The sequence below is a fragment of the Staphylococcus sp. HMSC14C01 genome (genome assembly GCF_001808085.1).
Classification (GTDB): domain Bacteria; phylum Bacillota; class Bacilli; order Staphylococcales; family Staphylococcaceae; genus Staphylococcus; species Staphylococcus hominis.
On sequence record NZ_KV792025.1, the window covers coordinates 26180 to 49586 of the forward strand.

General features: G+C 32.0%; 25 protein-coding genes and 1 pseudogene. 12 read left to right on the top strand and 14 right to left on the bottom strand.

All coding sequences use genetic code 11. The annotated features are described in order from the left end of the window. Nucleotides 1–70: 70 nt before the first annotated feature. Nucleotides 71–1093, top strand: coding sequence for a glycerophosphodiester phosphodiesterase (locus HMPREF3131_RS03985; RefSeq protein WP_371106360.1), 1023 nt, complete (start codon nucleotides 71–73; stop codon nucleotides 1091–1093). A gap of 75 nt (nucleotides 1094–1168) precedes the next feature. Here the strand turns inward: HMPREF3131_RS03985 and HMPREF3131_RS03990 are convergent, their stop codons facing one another. From HMPREF3131_RS03990 to HMPREF3131_RS04010, 5 genes are all read right to left on the bottom strand, one after another. Then, nucleotides 1169–2413, bottom strand: coding sequence for a Glu/Leu/Phe/Val family dehydrogenase (locus tag HMPREF3131_RS03990; RefSeq protein ID WP_002448212.1), 1245 nt, complete (start codon nucleotides 2411–2413; stop codon nucleotides 1169–1171). A gap of 107 nt (nucleotides 2414–2520) precedes the next feature. After that, a complete protein-coding gene (locus HMPREF3131_RS03995) occupies nucleotides 2521–3711 on the bottom strand; it encodes an ornithine--oxo-acid transaminase (RefSeq protein ID WP_070436474.1) in 1191 nt (396 codons plus the stop codon). 268 nt (nucleotides 3712–3979) lie between these two features. Then, nucleotides 3980–5107: an NADH-dependent flavin oxidoreductase gene (locus HMPREF3131_RS04000; RefSeq protein ID WP_002488325.1), complete on the bottom strand. Its 1128-nt coding sequence runs from the start codon at nucleotides 5105–5107 to the stop codon at nucleotides 3980–3982. A gap of 174 nt (nucleotides 5108–5281) precedes the next feature. After that, a complete protein-coding gene (gene ygs / locus HMPREF3131_RS04005; RefSeq protein WP_002455545.1) occupies nucleotides 5282–5665 on the bottom strand; it encodes a S1 domain-containing post-transcriptional regulator Ygs in 384 nt (127 codons plus the stop codon). 225 nt (nucleotides 5666–5890) lie between these two features. Then, the gene (locus tag HMPREF3131_RS04010) at nucleotides 5891–6493 is read right to left on the bottom strand and encodes a peptidylprolyl isomerase (RefSeq protein ID WP_002488356.1); all 603 of its coding nucleotides are present in this window, start codon (nucleotides 6491–6493) and stop codon (nucleotides 5891–5893) included. A 68-nt stretch (nucleotides 6494–6561) separates the two neighbouring features. Here HMPREF3131_RS04010 and kapB point away from each other — a divergent pair, with 68 nt between their 5' ends. From kapB to HMPREF3131_RS04055, 9 genes and pseudogenes are all read left to right on the top strand, one after another. Beyond that, nucleotides 6562–6942 carry a sporulation phosphorelay system protein KapB gene (gene kapB / locus HMPREF3131_RS04015; RefSeq protein ID WP_002448064.1) on the top strand — a complete coding sequence of 127 codons (381 nt, stop codon included), beginning with the start codon at nucleotides 6562–6564 and terminating at the stop codon, nucleotides 6940–6942. 132 nt (nucleotides 6943–7074) lie between these two features. After that, a complete protein-coding gene (locus HMPREF3131_RS04020; RefSeq protein WP_070436475.1) occupies nucleotides 7075–9477 on the top strand; it encodes a Na+/H+ antiporter subunit A in 2403 nt (800 codons plus the stop codon). Then, complete coding sequence (locus HMPREF3131_RS04025; protein WP_070436476.1) at nucleotides 9470–9898, top strand: Na(+)/H(+) antiporter subunit B; 429 nt, start codon at nucleotides 9470–9472, stop codon at nucleotides 9896–9898. Before HMPREF3131_RS04020 ends, HMPREF3131_RS04025 begins: the two co-directional genes overlap by 8 nt. Then, nucleotides 9898–10245: a Na+/H+ antiporter Mnh1 subunit C gene (mnhC1, locus tag HMPREF3131_RS04030; RefSeq protein ID WP_002448250.1), complete on the top strand. Its 348-nt coding sequence runs from the start codon at nucleotides 9898–9900 to the stop codon at nucleotides 10243–10245. The genes HMPREF3131_RS04025 and mnhC1 overlap by 1 nt, the downstream gene beginning before the upstream one ends. Next, complete coding sequence (locus tag HMPREF3131_RS04035) at nucleotides 10232–11731, top strand: Na+/H+ antiporter subunit D (RefSeq protein ID WP_002455550.1); 1500 nt, start codon at nucleotides 10232–10234, stop codon at nucleotides 11729–11731. Before mnhC1 ends, HMPREF3131_RS04035 begins: the two co-directional genes overlap by 14 nt. Then, the gene (locus HMPREF3131_RS04040) at nucleotides 11731–12210 is read left to right on the top strand and encodes a Na+/H+ antiporter subunit E (RefSeq protein ID WP_002448220.1); all 480 of its coding nucleotides are present in this window, start codon (nucleotides 11731–11733) and stop codon (nucleotides 12208–12210) included. Before HMPREF3131_RS04035 ends, HMPREF3131_RS04040 begins: the two co-directional genes overlap by 1 nt. Then, complete coding sequence (locus tag HMPREF3131_RS04045) at nucleotides 12210–12500, top strand: Na(+)/H(+) antiporter subunit F1 (protein WP_070436477.1); 291 nt, start codon at nucleotides 12210–12212, stop codon at nucleotides 12498–12500. The genes HMPREF3131_RS04040 and HMPREF3131_RS04045 overlap by 1 nt, the downstream gene beginning before the upstream one ends. Further along, the gene (locus HMPREF3131_RS04050) at nucleotides 12478–12834 is read left to right on the top strand and encodes a Na+/H+ antiporter subunit G1 (protein WP_002448137.1); all 357 of its coding nucleotides are present in this window, start codon (nucleotides 12478–12480) and stop codon (nucleotides 12832–12834) included. Before HMPREF3131_RS04045 ends, HMPREF3131_RS04050 begins: the two co-directional genes overlap by 23 nt. A gap of 109 nt (nucleotides 12835–12943) precedes the next feature. After that, nucleotides 12944–14103: pseudogene (locus HMPREF3131_RS04055) on the top strand (NAD(P)-binding domain-containing protein). Between the two features lie 57 nt (nucleotides 14104–14160). Here HMPREF3131_RS04055 and HMPREF3131_RS04060 read toward each other — a convergent pair. The 6 genes from HMPREF3131_RS04060 to HMPREF3131_RS04085 all read right to left on the bottom strand — a co-directional run bounded on the left by HMPREF3131_RS04060 (nucleotide 14161) and on the right by HMPREF3131_RS04085 (nucleotide 19809). Further along, nucleotides 14161–14535: a PaaI family thioesterase gene (locus HMPREF3131_RS04060; protein ID WP_070436478.1), complete on the bottom strand. Its 375-nt coding sequence runs from the start codon at nucleotides 14533–14535 to the stop codon at nucleotides 14161–14163. 18 nt (nucleotides 14536–14553) lie between these two features. Beyond that, nucleotides 14554–15873 (bottom strand): Na+/H+ antiporter family protein, encoded by a 1320-nt coding sequence (locus HMPREF3131_RS04065; protein ID WP_002455553.1) that lies wholly within the window; start codon nucleotides 15871–15873, stop codon nucleotides 14554–14556. A gap of 204 nt (nucleotides 15874–16077) precedes the next feature. Then, entirely contained in the window at nucleotides 16078–17556 is a 1479-nt protein-coding gene (locus HMPREF3131_RS04070; RefSeq protein ID WP_070436479.1) for a M17 family metallopeptidase, read from the bottom strand. A 99-nt stretch (nucleotides 17557–17655) separates the two neighbouring features. Beyond that, entirely contained in the window at nucleotides 17656–18864 is a 1209-nt protein-coding gene (locus tag HMPREF3131_RS04075; protein ID WP_002455555.1) for an NAD(P)/FAD-dependent oxidoreductase, read from the bottom strand. A gap of 327 nt (nucleotides 18865–19191) precedes the next feature. Continuing rightward, complete coding sequence (locus HMPREF3131_RS04080) at nucleotides 19192–19551, bottom strand: HesB/IscA family protein (RefSeq protein WP_002448110.1); 360 nt, start codon at nucleotides 19549–19551, stop codon at nucleotides 19192–19194. Nucleotides 19552–19563: 12 nt separating this feature from the next. Further along, nucleotides 19564–19809 (bottom strand): YuzB family protein, encoded by a 246-nt coding sequence (locus tag HMPREF3131_RS04085; protein WP_070436480.1) that lies wholly within the window; start codon nucleotides 19807–19809, stop codon nucleotides 19564–19566. 313 nt (nucleotides 19810–20122) lie between these two features. Here HMPREF3131_RS04085 and HMPREF3131_RS04090 point away from each other — a divergent pair, with 313 nt between their 5' ends. Then, nucleotides 20123–21187, top strand: coding sequence for an NAD(P)/FAD-dependent oxidoreductase (locus HMPREF3131_RS04090; RefSeq protein ID WP_070436481.1), 1065 nt, complete (start codon nucleotides 20123–20125; stop codon nucleotides 21185–21187). A gap of 89 nt (nucleotides 21188–21276) precedes the next feature. On the opposite strand, the gene HMPREF3131_RS04095 is transcribed toward HMPREF3131_RS04090, so the two are convergent. Continuing rightward, entirely contained in the window at nucleotides 21277–21600 is a 324-nt protein-coding gene (locus HMPREF3131_RS04095) for a YuzD family protein (protein ID WP_048679904.1), read from the bottom strand. A 103-nt stretch (nucleotides 21601–21703) separates the two neighbouring features. Here HMPREF3131_RS04095 and HMPREF3131_RS04100 point away from each other — a divergent pair, with 103 nt between their 5' ends. Next, the gene (locus HMPREF3131_RS04100) at nucleotides 21704–21946 is read left to right on the top strand and encodes a NifU family protein (protein ID WP_002433501.1); all 243 of its coding nucleotides are present in this window, start codon (nucleotides 21704–21706) and stop codon (nucleotides 21944–21946) included. Between the two features lie 64 nt (nucleotides 21947–22010). On the opposite strand, the gene dltD is transcribed toward HMPREF3131_RS04100, so the two are convergent. Next, the gene (dltD, locus tag HMPREF3131_RS04105; protein WP_070436482.1) at nucleotides 22011–23171 is read right to left on the bottom strand and encodes a D-alanyl-lipoteichoic acid biosynthesis protein DltD; all 1161 of its coding nucleotides are present in this window, start codon (nucleotides 23169–23171) and stop codon (nucleotides 22011–22013) included. Further along, complete coding sequence (gene dltC / locus HMPREF3131_RS04110; protein ID WP_002448193.1) at nucleotides 23168–23404, bottom strand: D-alanine--poly(phosphoribitol) ligase subunit 2; 237 nt, start codon at nucleotides 23402–23404, stop codon at nucleotides 23168–23170. The genes dltD and dltC overlap by 4 nt, the downstream gene beginning before the upstream one ends. Nucleotides 23405–23407: the final 3 nt, after the last annotated feature.

Consider the following 23407-nt stretch of genomic DNA (forward strand, 5'->3'; position numbering starts at 1 on the left):
TGAAAAAATCATTCGAAAAATTTCTTCTCTTTGCTAAAGTTTTAATATATTTTTAAATTGAATTGAGAGGATGAGTTTTTTGAAAGTTTCTAAAAAAGCAATGATATCTAGTTTAGCAATAGCCACTATCGGTTTAGTAACATTATATAATCCAGTAGAAGCAAATAATAATCATAACAACCATAGCAATGCTTCTAATTCTGCTACAGCACATCAACAGTTTAATCAATCACAAAATAAATATACGTCAGTAGCGATTAGTAAACATCGTAATCAAGATCATTCGAATTGGATGACCAACTTAACTGGCGAACGTTTTACGACTATCGCTCATAGAGGTGCAAGTGGCTATGCACCGGAACATACGTTTCATGCATATGATAAAAGTCATAATGAGTTAGGGGCGTCGTATATTGAATTAGACTTACAACGTACGAAAGATGGACAACTTGTAGCAATGCATGACGAAACCGTTGATCGTACAACAAACAGTACAGGTCGTGTCGAAGACTATACACTCGCACAACTTAAACAACTAGATGCTGGGTCATGGTTTAACAATGCTCACCCTGAATATGCGAAACCAGAATATAAAAATGCTAAAGTCCCTACTCTAGATGAAATTTTATCTCGATACGGTACAAAGGCTAATTATTATATTGAAACTAAAAATCCTAATGTATATCCAGGTATGGAAGAACAACTACTTGAAACGTTAAAAAAACATCACATGTTAACTGGTAACTCTTTAAATCATGGACATATATTAATTCAATCTTTCTCAGAAGAAAGTTTACAAAAAATGCACCAATTAGATTCAAGCGTACCATTGATTCAATTACTTGATAAAAATGAATTGCAACAACAAAGTGAAGCAGATTTACAACATATTCGCTCATATGCTATAGGTGTCGGCCCAGATTATACTAGTTTAAACGCTGAAAACACTAAGCATTTAAAAGATTTAGGTTTCCTAATTCATCCTTATACAGTAGATAAAACTACAGATATGCAACGTTTAAACCAATATGGTGTTGACGGTCTATTTACAAATTTTGCTGATAAATATAAAGCTACCATTCCAAACGAGTAATTTTATTAATTAAAAACCTCTCAATGACGAGTATATATTTCTCATCATTGAGAGGTTCATTTTTAATAGTTATATTTACGCCCATCCACGATAACGTGCTGCTTCAGCGGTCCGTTTAATTCCTACGATATAAGCTGCCAATCTCATATCAATTTTTCTATTTTGTGCTAATTCATAAATAGTATCAAAAGCCTCGATTAATTTTTCCCGTAATTTTTCATTTACTTCATCTTCTGACCAATAATAACCTTGGTTGTTTTGTACCCATTCAAAATAAGATACTGTCACGCCACCTGCACTTGCTAATACATCTGGTACAAGTAAAATATCACGTTCAGTTAAAATACGTGTAGCTTCTGGAGTAGTTGGTCCATTTGCCGCTTCCACAACAATATCAGCTTTAATATCGTGTGCATTATCTTCTGTGATTTGATTTGAAATTGCAGCCGGTACTAAAATATCACAATCAAGTTCGAATAATTCTTTATTTGAAATTGTATCTTCAAATAAGTTAGTGACAGTACCAAAGCTATCACGACGATCTAGTAAGTAATCGATATCTAAACCATTAGGATCATGTAATGCACCATATGCGTCTGAAATTCCAACTACTTTAGCGCCCATATCATTTAAAAATTTAGCTAAGAAACTTCCAGCGTTCCCAAAGCCTTGAATCACAATACGTGACCCTTTAATTTCTTTACCTCTACGCTTAGCAGCTTGTTCAATAGCAATCACTACGCCAAGAGCAGTAGAACGATCACGTCCTTGTGAGCCACCTAAGACAATTGGCTTACCAGTAATAAAACCTGGAGAATTAAACTTATCTAAAGCACTATATTCATCCATCATCCAAGCCATAATTTGAGAATTTGTAAACACATCTGGAGCAGGAATATCTTTAGTTGGTCCTACAAATTGAGAAATCGCACGTACATATCCTCGTGATAAACGTTCTACTTCATGAATACTCATTTGACGTGGATCACATACAATACCACCTTTACCTCCACCATAAGGTAAGTTGACAATGCCACATTTTAAGGTCATCCACATTGATAAAGCTTTGACTTCTTCTTCATCTACATCAGGATGGAAACGAACGCCACCTTTAGTAGGTCCTACAGCGTCATTATGTTGTGCACGATATCCAGTAAATGTTTTAACTGTACCATCGTCCATACGTACTGGAATACGTACTTGCAAGAATCTTAATGGTTCTTTAATTAAATCATACATACCATCATCAAATCCCAATTTATGCAATGCTTCTTTAATGATGCTTTGTGTAGAAGTCACTAAATTATTATTCTCAGTCATAATCACTTTCGCCTCTTTTTTTCACAAATGTTTTCGCTTTCATAAGTATTGTAACACGCCTATACTTTTTAAAGAAATTAAATCATGCCATATTACGTCATATCTATTTACTTAAATACACTTCTAATTCGATTTAGTGCTTCATCTAATTCTTCTTTAGTAATAACCAAAGGTGGTGCAAAACGAATTACTGTATCATGGGTTTCTTTACATAATAAACCTTTTTCTTTCAACGCTTCACAAAATGGTCTTGCACTTTCGTGTAATTCCATACCAATGAATAACCCGCGTCCACGAACTTCTTTAATTGCAGGGTGATTAATCTTTTGTAATTCTGATTTAAAATATTCACCTAGTTCATTTGAATGTTCTGGTAAATTTTCATCGATAATGACATCTAAAGCCGCAATTGACACTGCACAAGCAAGCGGATTACCACCAAAAGTAGAACCATGAGAACCAGGTGTAAATACATCAAGCACCTCGTTATCTGCTAATACAACTGAAATTGGTAAGACGCCTCCACCAAGTGCTTTACCCAAAATATATACATCTGGTTTAACATTATCCCAATCACATGCAAATAATTTTCCAGATCGTCCTAATCCAGCTTGAATTTCATCGGCGATAAACAAAATATTATGTTCATTACATAAATCTCTAATGGTTTTCAAATAACCTTCTGGAGGAATATTAATGCCTGCTTCGCCTTGAATAGGTTCAACTAAAACAGCTGCTGTGTTTTTATTAATTGCTTCTTTTAATTGTGTTTCATTGCCAAAATCAACTTTACGAAAACCATCTAATAAAGGACCATATCCACGTTGATATTCAGCTTCAGATGATAAAGATACAGGGGCCATTGTACGACCATGGAAGTTCCCATTAAATGCAATAATCTCAGCCTGATTTGGTTCAATACCTTTAACGTCATAGGCCCAACGACGTGCAGCTTTTAAGGCTGTTTCAACAGCTTCAGCACCTGTATTCATTGGTAGTGCTTTATCTTTACCAGCTAATTTACAAATTTTTCCATACCATTCCCCTAAGTTATCACTATGAAAAGCACGAGAGACAAGTGTCACTTTATCAGCTTGATGTTTTAATGCTTGAATAATTTTTGGATGACGATGACCTTGGTTAACTGCTGAATATGCTGATAACATATCTATATATTTATTACCTTCTGGATCAGTAACCCAAATCCCTTTTGCTTCTGAAACAACAATTGGTAGCGGCACATAGTTATGAGCACCGTAATGGTTTGTTAGTTCAATTATTTTTTCAGATTTAGTCATAATATCTCCCCTTTGCTTATTGTTATATTAAAACTAATCACTATATTTACTGGCTTTCGAAACTCTATTTTAAAATATTAAATTCTCTCTAACTTCATGTATGAAAGCCCTTACAAACATAATGACATATCCTCTTATCATTTTACAAGTAAATTATTTCTATTAGCTAAAATTTTAATATATATCTTTTTTTCTTAATAAAAAAAGGTAGTGGACAAAATTCATAATGAATTCTGTCTCACTACCAAACTATTTCATATTTTATTAATTATTTATCTTTACGAGGTAACGGATAAAATCCTTTATTAAATTGTTCCCATAAATTTGGTGGTAACGCATGTTTATCTTCACGATTTGGATCAAAGTATGAGATGATTTCCTCTTCTTTACCCTCTTCAATTTTATTGACAAAGTTATAATCTAGAAGAATGCCACGACCTAATGCTACGAGTTCAATGCCTGTCGATTCTACTGCATCTAAAGCATCATCAGCACTAAATACAGAACCTATACCAATGACTGGTATACGTCCATCTACCCATTGATGGATAAGTTTTAGACGTTCTTCTCCTTCATATTTACCCTCACGTGTTTGTGAATGAATATCCATAATTGAAATATGAACATAATCAATCGCTTTTTTCGTAATTGTTTTAATTAATTTTTCTGTGTGTTCCATTGAAATACCAGGCGATTCTGCTTCTTCTGGTGATAATCTATAACCTACAATAAAATCTTTATTTGCATAAGTTTCCTTAACTTTTAATACTTCATCAATCACTGCAAGTGGAAATTTTAAATGGTCTCCCCATTCATCTTCACGACGATTATAGTATGGAGAGAAGAATTGATGAATTAAGTAATGGTTCGCTCCATGTATTTCTACGCCGTCAAACCCAGCTTCAATGGCACGGCGTGTAGCTTCACCGAAATCTTTAATTGTTTGTTCGATTTCTTCAGTAGTGATTTCTCTCGCATGATGTTCCTGTTGTTGACCAAAACTTTTCATTGAAACGGGACTTGGTGCCACAACATCTCCATTAGGAGTCAATTCAGGTAAAGCTTGTGCACCACCATGATGAATTTGGACTAATGCTTTTGCGCCATTTTTCTTCATTGCTGTCGCTAAGCGTTTTAAACCTTGGATATCTGAATCGTGTGCGACAGAGGGTTGGCCTGGGAAGGCTTTACCAATATCATTTACATTACTTGCAGCATTAATTGCAAGACCTACATCTTTGGCACGTTTCTCAATGTAAGAAATTTCGACATCTGAAATGGTACCATCATCATTTGATGATGTATGTGTTAAAGGTGCAAGTACAAAGCGATTTCTTAATGATACACCGTTTGGTAATGTAACAGTTTCAAATAATTTTTTATATTTATTATTCATAAGTAATTCCTTTCTAAATCTTTTAGTTTTATTATTTTCAAACTATAACATGAACATTTTTATGTCTCTACTTTTATGCTTATATGCATTAACCATCTTTTTAAATTTAGCAATATATTGACATAATAAAAAACGTTACTTAAAAAAGTAACGTTTTAGCGTGTTGACAGTCATTCAATTATTATTACGAATTGCACGTTTAGACTGCTTAATCCAGACCGGTAGGCGTTCTTCAAGCGTTTGAAACCCATACTTTTCTGTCTCTTTAATTTCATCTAATACAGACTGTTTTTCTTTTTTTCGTTCATAATTCTTAAAGTAATCATTATCTTTAAGTGACAAATTAAGCTTTCCTTCATCGTCTATAGAAAGGATTTTAGCTTTTACAATTTGACCTTCTGATAGAAATTTTTTTAGATTATGGACATAATCATCCATAATCTCTGAAATATGGATAAGTCCTTCAGTATGGTCAGGGGTCTCAACAAAAGCGCCATACGGTTGAATTCCAGTCACACGCACTTTAATATGCTGACCTTCTTTATAGTGAGTATTCAACTTGATAACCCCTTATTTCGTTTTTCTTAACATATTAATAATAGCATAAATCCTATACTTGGACTAACGATAAACTAATAAAAAATTAATTTCTTTAGAAATTTATATTTCTTCTTCATAAATTTACATTAAAAAGTCCGTTTTTAATAAAAAAAGTGAGCGTAAATGTCTTATTTAAAACAGTTTACGCTCACCTTTTTTATTTAATGATATTTCATTGATGAATTAAGCTTTTTGGTCTTCTACATCAATAGATTCAATAACAACATCATGTACAGGCTTATCTTGTGCCCCTACTTTAGTATTCGCAATATCTTCTAATGTAGTTTCACCGTCGATTAATTGACCAAACACAGTATGTTTTTGATCTAACCAAGGTGTTCCACCTTTTTCTGCATAAGCTTTAGCAATTGGTTCAGGCCAACCGCCATCAACAAGTTGATTAAGCATTGTATCTGGTACTTCTTTCATTTGAACGACAAAGAATTGTGAACCATTTGTATTTGGACCAGCATTTGCCATTGAAAGTGCACCATATAAATTAAATGCTTCTAATGAAAACTCATCCTCAAATGAACCTCCATAAATACTTTCTCCTCCCATACCAGTAGCAGTAGGGTCTCCACCTTGAATCATAAAATCATTAATGACACGATGGAATGTAATGCCGTCATAATATCCATTTTTTGCATGTGTCACAAAATTTTCAACTGTTTTTGGAGCAATCTCAGGAAACAGCTTAAATGTCATATCTCCTTTATTTGTATGCATAATTACTTTAATTTCATTATCTTGTATTTCTTTATTTAACTGTGGATAGTTAGTCATTTAAATTCTCCATTCATGTTATGATGATATAGATACATATTAACATATTTGAAAGGAAGTAATATAGCATGTTATATCGATTCTCTCACAAAACAGGTACTTATGGTGTAACGATTAAAGAAGATAGCGATCATCAAGTTTTAGTACAAATTGAACAAGTCATTAAACATCCTAAACAAGGAGATTTACATCATCCTGGTGAAACTGAAGGTGTTTTTTTTCATGAAAGACGTGCTTTAAGCCATTATGAAAAACGTTATGCAACACGTTCACAATTGAGAGATTTTAATGTAGAAGAGATGAAATATGAAGATTCTTTACAACAAGCGATTACTAAAATGGAAAACGAATTAAAACAACAACACACAGAATACGCAAAATTGGCATTAGACAATTTAAACAGTCTAAAAAAAGACTATTCTATCCAATATAAACAAAATTTTTTCTAGTCCATTTTACGTCTTTCTTCCTATTTAACAAGATAAGTAAAATTGCTGACTTTACATCTTTTCACAGTTTTTCAGAATAAATTGATTCATGTATAATAAAATTTATAACAATTTTTGAAGGAGGAAAATATAGTGAGTTTGATACATATTGCGGTACTTTTACCGTTAATATTCGCACTCATTATTCCAATCCTTTATCGTTTCTTTAAAAAGATTCATTTAGGATGGTTTGTATTACCTGTTCCTGTTGTCTTATTTATTTATTTTTTAACTTATATTTCAACTACTCAGTCAGGTAATACAGTAATAAAAACTTTCAATTGGATGCCACATATTGGTATGAATTTTGATATTTATCTTGATGGCTTAAGTATACTCTTTAGTTTGCTTATAACTGGCATTGGAAGTTTAGTAGTTCTTTATTCAATCGGTTATTTAGATAAATCTGAACGATTAGGGAATTTTTACTGTTATTTATTACTGTTTATGGGTGCAATGTTAGGCGTCGTACTCTCAGATAACATCATTATCTTATATCTATTCTGGGAATTAACTTCATTCTCAAGTTTTTTACTCATTTCTTTTTGGAGAGAAAAGAAGGCTTCTATATATGGAGCACAAAAGTCACTGATTATTACTGTATTTGGAGGACTTAGTTTACTTGGCGGATTAATCTTAATTTCACTTGCAGGACAATCATTAAGTCTACATTATTTAATCCATCATGTATCTCAAATACAAGACAGTTCTTTCTTTATACTTGCAATGGTTTTAATTATGTTAGCAGCTTTCACAAAATCTGCACAAGTGCCATTTTACATTTGGTTACCTGATGCAATGGAGGCACCTACTCCTGTCAGTGCATATTTACATTCAGCCACGATGGTTAAAGCAGGGTTATATCTTGTTGCACGTTTAACCCCATTATTCGCGGTATCAGAAGGATGGATATGGACTATTACTTTAGTAGGCTTAATCACACTATTTTGGGCTTCATTAAATGCAACGAAACAACAAGATTTGAAAGGTATTCTAGCGTTTTCTACAGTTTCACAATTGGGAATGATTATGTCTATGCTAGGTATTGGAGCTATAAGTTATCATTTTGAAGGTAGTGAAAGTCAATTATATATTGCTGGTTTTACAGCAGCTGCTTTCCACTTAATTAACCATGCTACCTTTAAAGGCGCATTATTTATGATTACAGGTGCCATTGATCATGTGACAGGCACACGTGATGTAAAAAAATTGGGCGGTTTACTTACTATCATGCCAATTTCTTTTACTCTTACTGTAATTACAGCATTAAGTATGGCAGGTGTGCCACCATTTAATGGTTTCTTATCAAAAGAAAAATTCTTAGAGGCTATGATAGAAGCTATACACGCACCTCTATTTAGTTTAAATACTCTAGGTATTATTTTTCCAATTTTAGCGATTGTAGGTAGTATATTTACATTTGTATATTCAATTAAATTCGTACTACATGTATTCTTTGGTAAATATCATTCTGATTTATTACCTAAGAAAGCACATGAAGCATCATTATTAATGTTAATTTCACCAGCAATTCTAGCAACGCTAGTTGTTGTTTTTGGACTATTCCCTGGACTATTAACACATTCTATAATCGAACCAGCTACTAAAGCCATAAGTGGAATATCAACCGTACATGCAGAATTCCATATGTTCCATGGTATTACTCCTGCGTTCATCTCTACTTTAACGATTTGGATTGTAGGTATTATCTTATTATTTACGTTCAATTACTGGATTCGTTTATTAAAAGCACAACCAGACAACTTAAAATTAAATTATTGGTATGATACTACTGGCAAATGGTTACCAAATCATTCCGCTTCTCTAACTAATTATTATGTTAATGGGTATGTACGTGACAGTTTAGTCTTTATTTTTGGTACATTAATTGTGTTAACACTCATCACATTAGTGAGTGTACCGTTTAGCTTTAATTTTAAAAATATAAATACAATTCACATCTATGAAATGATTATTATCATAATACTTACTATCTCAGCGTTCTTAGTTGTTACAGCAACATCTCGTTTATTTAGTATTATTATGCTTAGTGTTGTTGGCTATGCAGTATCGGTTTTATTTGTTTTCTTTAAGGCACCTGATTTAGCTTTAACACAATTTGTTGTTGAGTCTATCTCAACGGGTCTATTTCTATTATGTTTCTATCACTTGCCTAACTTAAATCGCTATAATGAAAAAACATCATTTAAATTAACGAATGCTATCATCTCTATTGGTGTTGGTTTGGCAGTGACAATGTTAGGTCTTATCGCTTATGGTAATAGACATTTTTCTTCTATCGGAGAGTATTACAAGGCACATGTTTATGACTTAGCACATGGTAAAAATATGGTTAACGTTATTCTCGTAGACTTCCGTGGAATGGATACCTTATTTGAATCTTCTGTATTAGGTATTGCAGGTCTTGCAGTTTACACGATGATTAAATTACGAAGTAAACGTAACAAAACAAGTGAGGTGGAAAGCAATGAATAGACAAAATAACAATTTAATGTTTCAGTATTCAGCTGTAATTATTGCTTTCTTAATTGCTCTTTTTGGTATTACTTTATTTTTAGCAGGACATTACACACCAGGTGGAGGATTTGTTGGTGGATTGCTTCTATCAACCGCTTTAACCATTATTATGATTGCATTTGATATAAAAACAATGCGTAAAATCTTTCCTTGGGATTTTAAAATCTTAATTGGTATTGGTTTATTATTCTGTGTAAGTACGCCTATAGCAAGTTGGTTTTACGGAAAAAATTTCTTTACACATACAGAATTTAATATTCCATTACCATTTCTACACCCTGTTCATATGAATACACCAATGTTCTTCGACTTTGGCGTTATGTGTGCAGTAATTGGTACAGTAATGACTATTATTATAACGATTGGAGAGAACGAATAGTGGAAATTATTATGATTATTGTATGTGGCATACTTACATCAATCAGTGTCTATCTCGTTTTATCTAAAAGTTTAATACGTATTATTATGGGAACTACGCTGATTACACATGCATCAAATTTATTTTTAATTACTATGGGAGGATTGAAACATGGTGAAATGCCAATATATGAAAAAGATATTCATCACTATGTAGATCCAATCCCTCATGCATTAATACTTACTGCAATTGTTATTGCATTTGCAACTACTGCTTTTTTCTTAGTCTTAGCTTTTAGAACATATAAAGAATTAGGCACAGACAACATAGAACAAATGAAAGGAGTGCCTAGTGATGATAGCAACTAATATGGTTGTTCTTACATTAGTTATACCAATTATTACCGCTATTATTCTTATCTTTTTAGGACAACGCTATCCATTAAAGCGTGCGGTTACATTGATAGGTTTAGTTTTAACTTTGATTGTAGCGATGGTTAATTTAATTAATGTTAGTAAATTTGGTCCTCTTAAAGTAGAATTAGGTTCTTGGCCAGCCCCATATGGTATTATCTTTTTATTAGATACGTTAGGGGCAATGTTGATTGTAACGAGTATTATCATTACTCTGCTCATTACGATCTATTCTTTTTCAACTGCCGGAATCGATAGAGAGCGTTATTATTTTCATTTTTCAATCGTCTTTATGTTAGTGGGTATTATTGGTGCTTTCACTACTGGAGATATTTTTAACCTTTTCGTATTCTTTGAAGTCTTTTTAATGTCATCTTATGCATTGCTTGTATTAGGTGGTACACGTATTCAACTTCAAGAAACAGTAAAATATTTACTGATTAATGTTGTAACATCGACATTTTTCGTTATTGCTGTTGGTATATTATATTCAATTGTCGGCACTTTAAATATGGCTGACATTAGCGTAAAACTTAATGAATTATCTCATTCACATCAAGGATTATTAAGTATTGTCTTTATTTTGTTCATCTTTGTGTTTGCAACTAAAGCTGGTGTCTTTCCATTATATGTTTGGTTACCTGGATCATACTATGCACCACCTTTTGCTATCATTGCATTCTTTGGTGCTTTATTAACTAAAGTTGGCGTCTATGCTATTTTAAGAACACTTAGTCTTTTCTTCCATAACACAATGAGTTTTTCTCACTATACTATTTTATTCTTAGCACTATTAACGATTATATTTGGATCCATCGGTGCCATTGCTTATTATGATATTAAAAAAATTATTTTATATAATATTATGATTGCAGTAGGTGTCATACTCGTTGGTGTTGCTATGATGAGTAAATTAGGAATTATAGGTGCTATATATTATACCATTCACGATATGTTAGTTAAGAGTGCACTTTTCTTAATTATTGGTGTCATGTATCAAATTACCAAAACATCAAATCTTAAGTCATTCGGTGGTTTAATTAAGACATATCCTATACTTGGTTGGTCTTTCTTTATTGCAGCTTTAAGCTTGGCTGGTATTCCCCCATTTAGTGGATTTTATGGAAAATACTTTATTGTAAAAGCCGCTTTTGAAAAAGGATTTTATATCAGTGCAATTATCGTATTACTTTCAAGTTTAATCGTACTCTATTCTGTGATTCGTATTTTCCTACATGGTTTCTTTGGTGAACCTAAAGGATATAAAATGAATAACAAAGTAAATGTAAAACAAGCTACAATCGTTTCAGTAATTGCCGTTGTCATTACTGTACTATTTGGTTTATCTGCTGATGCACTTTATCCATTTATATCAGAAGCTGCTAAATCTTTCTATGATCCTAATGTTTATATTAAAAGTGTATTAGGAGGTAGATACTAATGGCTCTTCAATTTGTGTTAAATATTATATTAGCTATTATATGGATGTTTTTAAGTGGCAGTTATACATTTAATAACTTTTTACTAGGATTTTTAATAGGAATTGGGCTTGTTTACTTATTTAAAAAAGTATTGCCTGGTAGTTTTTATTTAAAAAGAGTTTATAAAGTCATTAAATTGATTGTTGTCTTTTTTATAGAATTAATGAAAGCCAATATTGATGTATCCAAAATTGTGTTACAGCCAAGACTTAAAAATCAACCTGGCTTCTTTATTTATCACACAGATTTAAAACATGATTGGCAAATTGTTTTATTATCTAATTTAATCACTTTAACACCAGGAACTGTCGTTTTAGGTATTAGTGATGATAGAACTAAAATATACATTCACTCAATTGATTTTAGTACGAAAGAAGAAGAAGTTGAAAGTATTAAATCATCACTTGAAAAAGTAGTGAGAGAGGTGGGCGAAGCTTAATGGTAAAAATAATTATTATTATTGCTTTAATTGTCGTAGTATTATCGATGCTAGCAATGTTTATTCGTATTATTAAAGGTCCCACTTTACCTGATCGCGTCCTTGCATTAGACGCTATTGGCTTACAATTGATGGCGTGTGTTGCATTATATAGTGTGTTTATCGGCTCACAATACTTACTTGTAGTTATTTTACTTATTGGTATTTTAGCTTTCTTAGGTACAGCAGTATTCTCTAAATTTATAGATAAAGGTAAGGTGATTGAACGTGATAGCAAAAATCGTCATTAGTTTAGCCATCATTTTCATTATCTTAGGTGCATTGATCAGTGCAATTACTGCTATTGGTATTATTCGTTTAAAAGATGTCTATTCACGCGGTCATGCTGCAGGTAAATCTGCAACATTAGGTGCTATATTTTTATTATTTGGAACGTTTTTATATTTTATTGGAACAGAAGGATACGCCAATATGCAACTGATATTCGGCATTATTTTCATTTTAATTACTGGCCCTCTTTCTAGTCATTTAATGATGAAAGCATCATATAATAATAAAACGCCTTATACTAAAGATACAAAAATTGATGAACTTAAAGATGAATTTAATAATAAAAAAATATAATTTGATAAAAATCGAGGTACTTTCTTAAAGTGCTTCGATTTTTTGTTTTGAAAAAGATAGTTTTATGTTATTATAAATCGTAATAATTACGTTTTGAAGGAGTTTTATTATGCATTGGACTATTATTGGTGGCGGTATACAAGGAACCACTATAGCAATTAAGTTACGTGAAGCATGAATATCCATCCAAAATCTTACAATTATCGATCCTCATGATTCTTTATGCGAACAATTTCATAAATACACAAATAGAATTGATATGTCTTACTTACGTTCACCTATTGTACATCATATTCATCCTGACCCATTTCATTTAAAAAAATTTGCAAAAATGAATCAGTATATTAATCCAACTTTTGGTCGTTATCAAAGACCTCAAACAGAGATGTTTATGGATCACACATATGCTCAAATACATAACTATCATCTAAATCAATGTCATATTCAAAGTTATGTTCAACGCATTGAAAAAAACAAAGAAAATGGAGTATTACAACAAGTCATCATTCTGTCATTCAAACTGATTGTGTTGTTTTAGCACAAGGATGTCATAATGAGCCTTTTATCCCTTCCGCATTTACTCAAGCTAAAGATGTATGTCATATATTTAGTGACCATTTTAATTCTCAATTATTTTCACAATCATCTCATGTCATTGGAAGTGGTATTTCAGCTGCTCATTTAACATTAAAGCTTTTAAAATTAGATAAAAATAAAATCGTTCATTTATGGATGAATAAAAATATAGATATTCAACATTTTGATGCCGATCCTGGTTGGCTAGGTCCTAAAAAAATGAAGGCCTTTTTAAATCATTCTTCACATGAAGAGAAACTTCAAACAGTGTTAAAAGAAAGACATAAAGGTTCAATGCCTCGCGAGTTATATTTACGCTTAAAGAAATATGTTCAAAATAAAAGACTTATCATCCATAAAGAAGAGATTAAGGACTTAAAATCGCATCAAATTGTTACTGAAAATTTAAATATCCCATATGATTACATTCTTTTAGCAACTGGATTTAAGTCTTCAATTTTGCAGCAACCCATGATACAATCTCTAATTCAAAATGCTAACGCCCCCCTCCTATCTTGTGGATTTCCAAACATCACACATGAATTAGAATGGTTACCTCATTTATTTGTTGCTGGTGGACTAGCTGATTTAGAACTTGGTCCATTTGCTAGAAATATCATGGGAGGTAAAGAAGCAGCTCAAAGAATTTATAGCGTATTTCAAAGAATAGATCACCATAGAGAAGTATCATAAATATAAAATACTAGCCCGTAGATGAATATTTTCTACGGGCTAGTATTTTATAATTTGTTATTTTAATGGTTTAATCCCTATTGTACCTCTCATGATACTAATTAATTTATCTTGCTCACTTTTAATTTCAATATTCCATACTTGTGTCGTATGACCTTTATGAATAATAGAAGCGGTAGCAATCACGCGTCCCTCTTTTACTGAGTGAATATGATTGGCATTCATTTCTAAACCTAATGGGATAAAGTGTTTCGTATCAATTAAATGAGCAGCGCCTAATGAACAAGCTGTTTCACCTAATGCAATACTTGCACCACCATGTAGATAGCCAAAGGGTTGTTTAACCTTATCAGTGACTGGCATAGAAATTACAACTATTCCCTCATCTACTGTTTCGATTTTCATATCTAATGTTTCAAGTAAATTAGACATGTTGTCACCTCTTTTTTTCTATAATACCATTGCAGCTATTGTACCAAAAATCATCAATGGAACATTATAGAAAAGGAAGTTAGGTATACATGTATCTCTAATGTGATCATGTTGACCATCTACATTAAGACCTGCTGTGGGTCCAAGTGTTGAATCACTTGCTGGTGAACCAGAATCTCCAAGTGCAGCAGCTGTTCCTACTAAAGCAATTAATGCCATATTATCTAAACCAAGAGATGAACCTAGTGGTATAAATAAAGCTGCAATAATTGGAATCGTAGCAAAAGATGATCCAATGCCTAACGTAACAATAAGGCCGACAATATACATTGCAATAATAGTAATTAACTTATGTCCATTTGTAATCTCAGTTAAACTAGAAACTAATTTTTCAATATCACCAGTAGCATTCATGACACCGGCAAAACCGTTAGCTGATAAAATAACGACACCAATAAATGACATTATTTTTATTCCTTCTACAAATTGGCTATCTAATTCATTCCATTTATAAATACCAGAAATAAAGAATATCAGCACTCCTGCTAATGCTCCAAAAATCATTGAATCCGTAAATGTTTGAACTAAGAAAGTAGCGAAAATAGCAACAATCGTAATAACTAATACATATGGCCGAATTTCTGCTACTTCTTCTCCATTATCTTTCAATCTCTCTTGCTTATATTCACGTGGTTTACGATAAACAAACAATCCAATAACTAAACCGACAATATAACCAAGTGAAGGAATTAACATTGCTTTCCAAATCATATTAAATTCGATAGGATGATGCGCTTTTTGAAATCCGCTTTGTATAATTTGGTGGAAAATCTGTCCAAAGCCATAAGGTAGTAAAACATATGGCCAACATAAACCAAATCCTATAACTAAACCAATTAATCGTCTATCAATTTTCAAATCGTTAAATAGACTAAGTAATGGTGGAATTACAATTGGTATAAATGCAATATGTACTGGAATTAAGTTCTGACTCATAATACTCATTGCTAGTAATACTAAAATAATAATCACTTTTACTTTAATCCTTGATAAGCGACTATTCTCAGTATGAATCGCACGAATAATTTTATTTACTAAATAATCTGTGATGCCACTATACGATATCAGTGCTGCAAAGCCCCCTAATAAAGCGTAACTTAATGCCACTTCCGAACCATCTACAATATTTTTACCGAATACACTAATTACTTTGTTTAAACTCATGCCAGATATTAGACCACCTACAAGTGAACTAATAAATAAACTAATGATAACATTCAGCCTTAAGAGACATAATATAATCATTAATATTACAGCAATAACTACAGCATTAAACATTATACTCACATCCTTTATTACTCTACCGAACTAAAGTGTATAATTATGTGATTAATAATATCAAGTAGTCAGGCGGTTGTCAACGCCTAATATAATAGTATTTTAAAAATGTTTTAAAAAAATAAACGTCTAAGGTATCAATTTACCTCAGACATTTATCTATTTTGTCTCAAAATGAATGTATATTCATTTCTAATATCTATTCTATTTTGATTGTCGTAACCAATTCACTATGGTCATTATCATGCTTCCTGTCGGACCTTTAGGACCTTTATAGTTATCTTTATTAATCGTCGCAGGACCTGCAATATCAAAATGAATATGTGGCGTTTGCCCACTAAAATGCGTAACGAAAGCTGCAGCAAATAAGGCTTTACCTTGTCCATTTGTATGATTCACTAAATCAGCGACATCTGTATTACGAATCAATTGTTGTTCAGTTTGAGTAATAGGCAATTCAAAAGCGAATTCATCAACTTCTCTAGCACTTTCTAAAATGTGTTTCATATCTTCATCTGCATTCGAACTAAATAAAGCCGCCTTATCTTCTCCTAATGCCGCTATAGCAGCACCTGTAAGAGTAGCAAAATCACATATTAAACGTGGTTGAAATTGATTTGCATAAAATACGCCGTCTCCTAAAACTAAACGACCTTCAGCATCGCTATTTAAAACTTCTACTGTTTCACCATTTAAGGCAGTATATACATCATCTGGTTTCATAGCCTGTTGACTAATCATATTTTCTGCAGAGACAATGACACCTACAATATTTACTGGTAAAGATAATTTAGACGCAGCATCAATCATTCCTACAACGTTAGCAGCACCACACATATCAAATTTCATTGTTTGCATCCCCATTTTAGATTTAATGCTATAACCACCAGAATCATATGTAATCCCTTTCCCAACTAATGCAATAGGTGCTTCATTTTTATCTGTTCCATGATACGTTAAAGTAATAACAACAGGAGGGTGAGTGGATCCTTTACCTACAGCATGTAGTAAACCAAAACCTTCTGATAACAATGTGTCATTATTTTTAATATCTACTGAAACAGAAGACGATTTAAAATGATGTGCTACTTTATTTGCAAAGTATTCTGGAGTAAGTATATTGGGAGGCATATTACTAAAGTCACGTGCTATATTCACCGATTCACCAATTAAATATCCTGCTTTTATATTTTTTATATCCTCATCACTATTAGATGATTCTATATATAATTCCAGTTGATATGGTGTGGATTTGTTAGATTTATAGTTGTTAAATTCATAAATCGATTGTCTACTTTGTAATCCAAAAATCTCTGCAATACTTGTTTTGTCAATTTGTTTTGAATTAAATGTCTCAAAAAGAACATTGGCTTCTGTAACACGTTCTTTTTTTAGATATTGAAAAAGTGTACCAAACACTTTTAAAAATGAAGCATAAGATAATGTTTTCAAATTTCCTAGTCCAACCGTAATTAAACGTTTAGGTTCATTATTTATGTATAAAATAGTCGAAGATGTTTTTCCTAATTGACTACTTACAATATGACGATGTCGGTCATTTTCAATAGTTTGTGTAAGGTCACTATTTTGATACGTGATCTTTCCAATTTGATTAAGATGATCGGGTACTCCTAGAATAATAACGTCGGTCATTTTATTCGAATCATAATTAAAGTTTATCATATAACTCTCCTTTAAAATAAAGGAGTGAGATATTGAAATCTATTTTGCTTCACAGATTTCTGTCTCACTCCTTAATGATTAAATATTTAATTTATTAACTTAGAATTTACCTTTTTTAAATGCTAAGCCAACGCCACCCATTTTGAATACAGCACGTGTATCAATCACTTTTTTCATGAACGCAGCTTTTTTACCAGTAATGTCTCTACCAAACACATGACCTACACCATCATGTGAACCTAAAGAACAAACTGTACCACGATCAATATATTCGAAATCAGTTGTAGCTTGGCCATTTAAGATATTTTCAATATTTTTAGCAACATGCGCACCTTGTTGCATAGCAATTTGAGCAGTTGTTGGTAATGGACGTTCCTCACCTGCTGGGATAAACGCAGAAACATCACCAATAACGAAGATATCATCATGACCATCGATTGTTAAATCTTGTTTAGTTACGATACGACCACGTTTTACACCTTCGAATGATTCTTCCATAAGTTGACTACCGCGAACTCCAGCAGCCCACACTGCAGTATTGGCTTCAAGTTGTTGTTCTTGATCATTTGTTTTAACTTTGAAACCTTTTTCATTACAAGCAACGATTGGCGTACCAATTTTAAATTCAACGCCACGTTCTTCTAAATAATTTACTACATAATTTACAAGATTTTCTGAGAACATTGGTAAAATTTTAGGCATAGCTTCAACACATGTAATTCTAACTTTATTTTGATCTACGCCATATTTATTACATAATTCAGGAATTCTATCTGTTAATTCACCTAAGAATTCAATACCTGTAAATCCAGCGCCACCTACTAAAATTGCTAAATCATTTTCATCTTTCTCTTTTGATGCAGCGTAGTTAGCAAATTTATCTTCAATATGACGAGATAATTCGCGAGCAGTATGAATATTTTCAATTTGGAATGCATGTTCTTTCATTCCATTAATACCGAATGTTTCACTTTCAAATCCTAAAGCAACAACTAAAATATCATATTCAAAAATACCGTGAGTAGTTTCTACTTTTTTAGCATTTCTATCAATTTTAGTTACTTCTGCATTAATGAAGTTGACTTTATTTTTGTCAATTACACTTTCAATTGGATAAATTAAATCTTCATAATTTAACGTACCAGCTGATGCTTCGTGTAACCAAGTTGCTTCATAATGATATTTGTTTTTGTTAACTAAAGTGATTTCTGCTTCATTTGCAGATATTTCTTTTTGTAATTTAGTAACTGCTTGTAAACCTGCATATCCTGCGCCTAATACAAGTACTTTTTTACGATTTTGTGCCATTTCATTCACCTAAGCTTTCGTATTTTTTCTTAAATGTAGATAAAGGCTACAAGTTTCAGAACATGTTGAAACATAGCATTTTTATAATACAATAGTATTGTAAAAATGCTAATTGTTTCGAAAAACTTTGAACTTAACCTATTTGTTCATCCCCATTTATAGTCTTAGTCAACACTTTTATATCCATTTTGTAAACATTTATTCACAAAAAAGACAAAATTTAATCCACTTCCAATTTTATAGTTTTTATATTATATTTTCAAGCAACAACAGAACGATTATTTAAATTTATTATTACTATATTGTATTAACTTAAGAATATGAAACTTAACAATTTTCAGGATGTCCAGCTACTTTTGCTGTTCTAAAAGAACTGCCGCATCCGCATGATGCAATTGCATTTGGATTGTCGATTTGGAACCCACCACCCATTAGTGATTGTTTAAAATCAATTTTAGTGCCATTCAGTACGGGAGCATCATCTTTATCTACTAAAACTTTTAATCCATAATATTCTAATACTTCATCATTTGATCCTGGAGCTTCTTCTGCAGACATACCATATGTTAAACCTGTACATCCGCCACCATTCACTTTAATTTTTAAATAACCGTTTTCCATATGATTACTTTTCAACATGTCTTTTACTTCATAAGCTGCTGCTTCAGTAAGTGTTACTGTTGGCATTTCTAATCACTCCTATAATAAGTTTGTAAAATCATTTTCTTCTATGTGTTTATAAATATTGTCTAACAAATCTTCAGGTGTATCCCCTTCTACGACTTCTCCATCTACCAATGCATATAACCCAGAAGAACATAAACCACAATTATTGAGACATCCATATTCTAACACATCTACTTCAGGATCACTTTCAAGTTTATCGTAAACGTAGTCTCCGCCTTTGGCCATATTCGATATACAGAATTCGACTAATGGAAACATACTTCACCTTCTTTTTAATTTAATTACATTATTATAACAAATCTCTTTATATGTTGCATTGCTATGGTTTTTAACTATTTGTATTTTGCAATAACATTTTACATTCATTTGTCGTTATTATTAAAAACATATATAATAAAATTATATTAATTTTTCATTTATTTGTTAGGGGACAATAAATGAAAAATAAGCGTTAAAATAGGCTAAATCACTTAATATTGAACCTATACTTTATTTATACAATCTGAAATTATAAAGGTCTGACATTCATAATACATAGCCAATTGATTTTAATGTAAAGGGGTAACATAATATGAAAAATTTAGTTCTACTTGGTGGAGGATATGGTAATATGCGTATTATGTCGCGCATTCTTCCAGATGTTCTTCCTCAAGAATACACATTAACTCTTATAGATCGAATGCCGTTTCATGGTTTAAAACCTGAATTCTATGCACTCGCTGCAGGCACAAAATCTGATAGTGATGTGCGAATGAATTTTCCTAATTCACATCGTGTAAATACAATTTATGGAGAAATAAGTGATATTGACTTAGATAACCAAATTGTTTCAGTAGGACAAACTAAAGTCGATTATAATGAGTTGATTATCGGACTAGGTTGTGAAGATAAATATCATAATGTTCTAGGAGCTAAAGAATACACTCATAGTATTCAAACGCTTTCTAAAGCGCGTGAAACGTTTCATAGTATTAGCGAGCTACCTAAAGGAGCGCGTGTTGGAATTGTAGGAGCTGGCTTGAGTGGTATTGAATTAGCAAGTGAACTACGTGAAAGTCGCACAGATTTAGAAATTATTTTATATGATCGTGGACCTCGTATATTAAGAAATTTTCCAGAAAAATTAAGTAATTATATTGCGAAGTGGTTCCGCGAAAATAATGTAAACGTGGTTCCTAATTCATTGATTGATAAAGTTGAGCAAGGAACAATTTATAATAATGGTACACCAGAAACTGTTGATATTGTAGTATGGACAGCAGGTATTCAACCCGTTGAAATTGTAAGAAAACTACCTATTGATACTAATAAAAGTGGTCGCGTTATCGTTAATCAATATCATCAAGTACCGACTTATAAAAATGTTTATGTCGTTGGAGATTGTGCAGCTTTACCACATGCGCCAAGTGCTCAATTAGCAGAAGTACAGGGTGATCAAATTGCCGATGTACTAAAAAAACAATGGAATCATGAACCACTTCCTGAAAAAATGCCTGAATTAAAAGTTCAAGGTTTCTTAGGTTCTCTAGGAGAGAAAAAAGGGTTTGCCTATATTATGGATCGCACAGTCACAGGACGTTTAGCGCATATATTAAAATCAGGTGTTTTGTGGCTATATAAATATCATAATGGATAAATAAAACTGGGAAGCAGGACAGAATTTAATTTTATTCATCATCTCAAGCTTCCCCACATTTTTATAAAAATTGAATACTGCACTTTATATTAATTGTTTATAATATATTGTTCTATAAAATGAGTCACTTTTTTTGACTGAATATAACCGTCAGCCACATATTCATCGTTCATTGTAATAAGCGGGTAAAACAACTCATCATTTTCAATTTGCTCAATATATTGTTGATCATGATCACTTAAATTTTCAGTTTCTTTTTGAAAATCGATATATGTATATTCGAAATGAATATTAGGATATTTTCTTTCTAATAATGGTTTTAGCCACTCATACGTATTTTTAGAAGTTGGTGCATTGACACAACTTGCACACACTACATCTGCACCGTAAACAACAACACTTACTTTCGTCATATATTAATCCCCCGTTTAGTTTTATAGATTTTTCTTTCTTTATCTATTATAATAAATTAATAATAAGTTTATGAAGTATTTTACTTGAAAGGAGACATATCTCATGCCTACTGAGAATGCAACAATGTTTGATCAAGTAGCCGAAGTTATTGAACGTTTACGTCCGTTTTTATTACGTGACGGTGGAGATTGTACATTAGTCGATGTAGAAGATGGCATCGTAAAATTACAATTACATGGTGCGTGTGGAACGTGTCCAAGCTCAACTATTACATTAAAAGCAGGTATAGAACGTGCTTTACACGAAGAAGTACCAGGCGTTATAGAAGTAGAACAAGTTTTCTAACGATATAAATTAAAGACACCCTACACTCAGTATTTAATCAGAGTAGGGTGTCTTTTTTCATTTACTATTTAGAATGAGCTTGATGATCGTTCATATGTTTTTCAATTTGACGATCCATGTATACCCAACCTTTCCAACCTACATGTACCACATCACTTAATACATATTTTTCATAGTCTTTATTTGACATATCATACACTTTGCCACCATGTGCGACAACAGTTTTATGTATTTTTTTATAGACAGGTTCACGTGTTGAACGATGAATACCTAAATGATCGTACCATTTACCATTTACTGGAAGAATAACATATTGTACATCAGCACCTGCTTGATGCATTGTATCTACTAGTAAAGATAAATCCTTAAACTCTGGTGAATTCATTTTAAATTCATATTGGCGACGATTCATTGGTTTTTTATGCATTAGTTGTTTCCAATATTCGTTACGAATACCATAACCATTAGAAGTAGAACGTTTTTCACCAAGTTGCACTGCTTTATTACTCATATTTTTCCAAGAATCATTGGGAGATGTAAGTGAGTGTACATGAGCTAATGGTGATTTATCTAATGAAAAGTATGTTTTTATTGCTTCAATTTTAAGAAGTTGATTTTCTTTAAAATTAGAAATATAACGACCTTTTGTGTTGCTTGGATCTTTTACTAATTCTTTTAAATATTCCTTATTAGGAACACTTCTAAATTTTAATAATCGTTTAGCATAGCGTTGTTTTAACTCTGAAGGCATATCCTTTTGTTGAAATATCTGATTGATTTGATTTGGTGTCGTACGCGCAGCCATATCCATATCATTAACGCCATGTGTACTAAACCATTGTGGTGAAATGATAAATGTCATCTTTTTACCTTTAAGTTGATCATATTGACCCGCTAATTCAATAGCATTAATTAAATCAGTATTACCACCCGTACCAACTAAGAATACGGGCTTTGTATTTTTTCGATGATGCATTGCTATCGCAGGATTAAACGGATCACGTTTATTTAACTCACTTGAACCATAAAGTGGATAATATTTATCATTACTAAATAATTGATTTTGAATGAGCGTCCCTTTAAGTACTTGATCGGTTAGTGACGTCCTATTATCAGCAAGTGTCTTATTGTTAACGAGACCAGTAAACCAACTCGCAGGCATTAATACAAAAGCTAAAAATATGATTCCACTAATAAAAATTGGTAAAAATGGTTTGAATTTCATCGTAATTCTTCTAAAGCTTCAACAATTTTATTAGGAGTTGCCCATTCATCGCGATCAAAGTCCATAATTGATACTTCAATTCCTAATCTATTTTGAATTTCTAATAATAATCCAACGGTTTGAAATGAATCAATAATTCCTTCTTCAAAAATCTCAACATCTGGGTTTTCTTTAACTACGTCATTTTCTGCTACATCTGCTAATACATCTAAAACTTGTTCTCTAAATTCCATCAT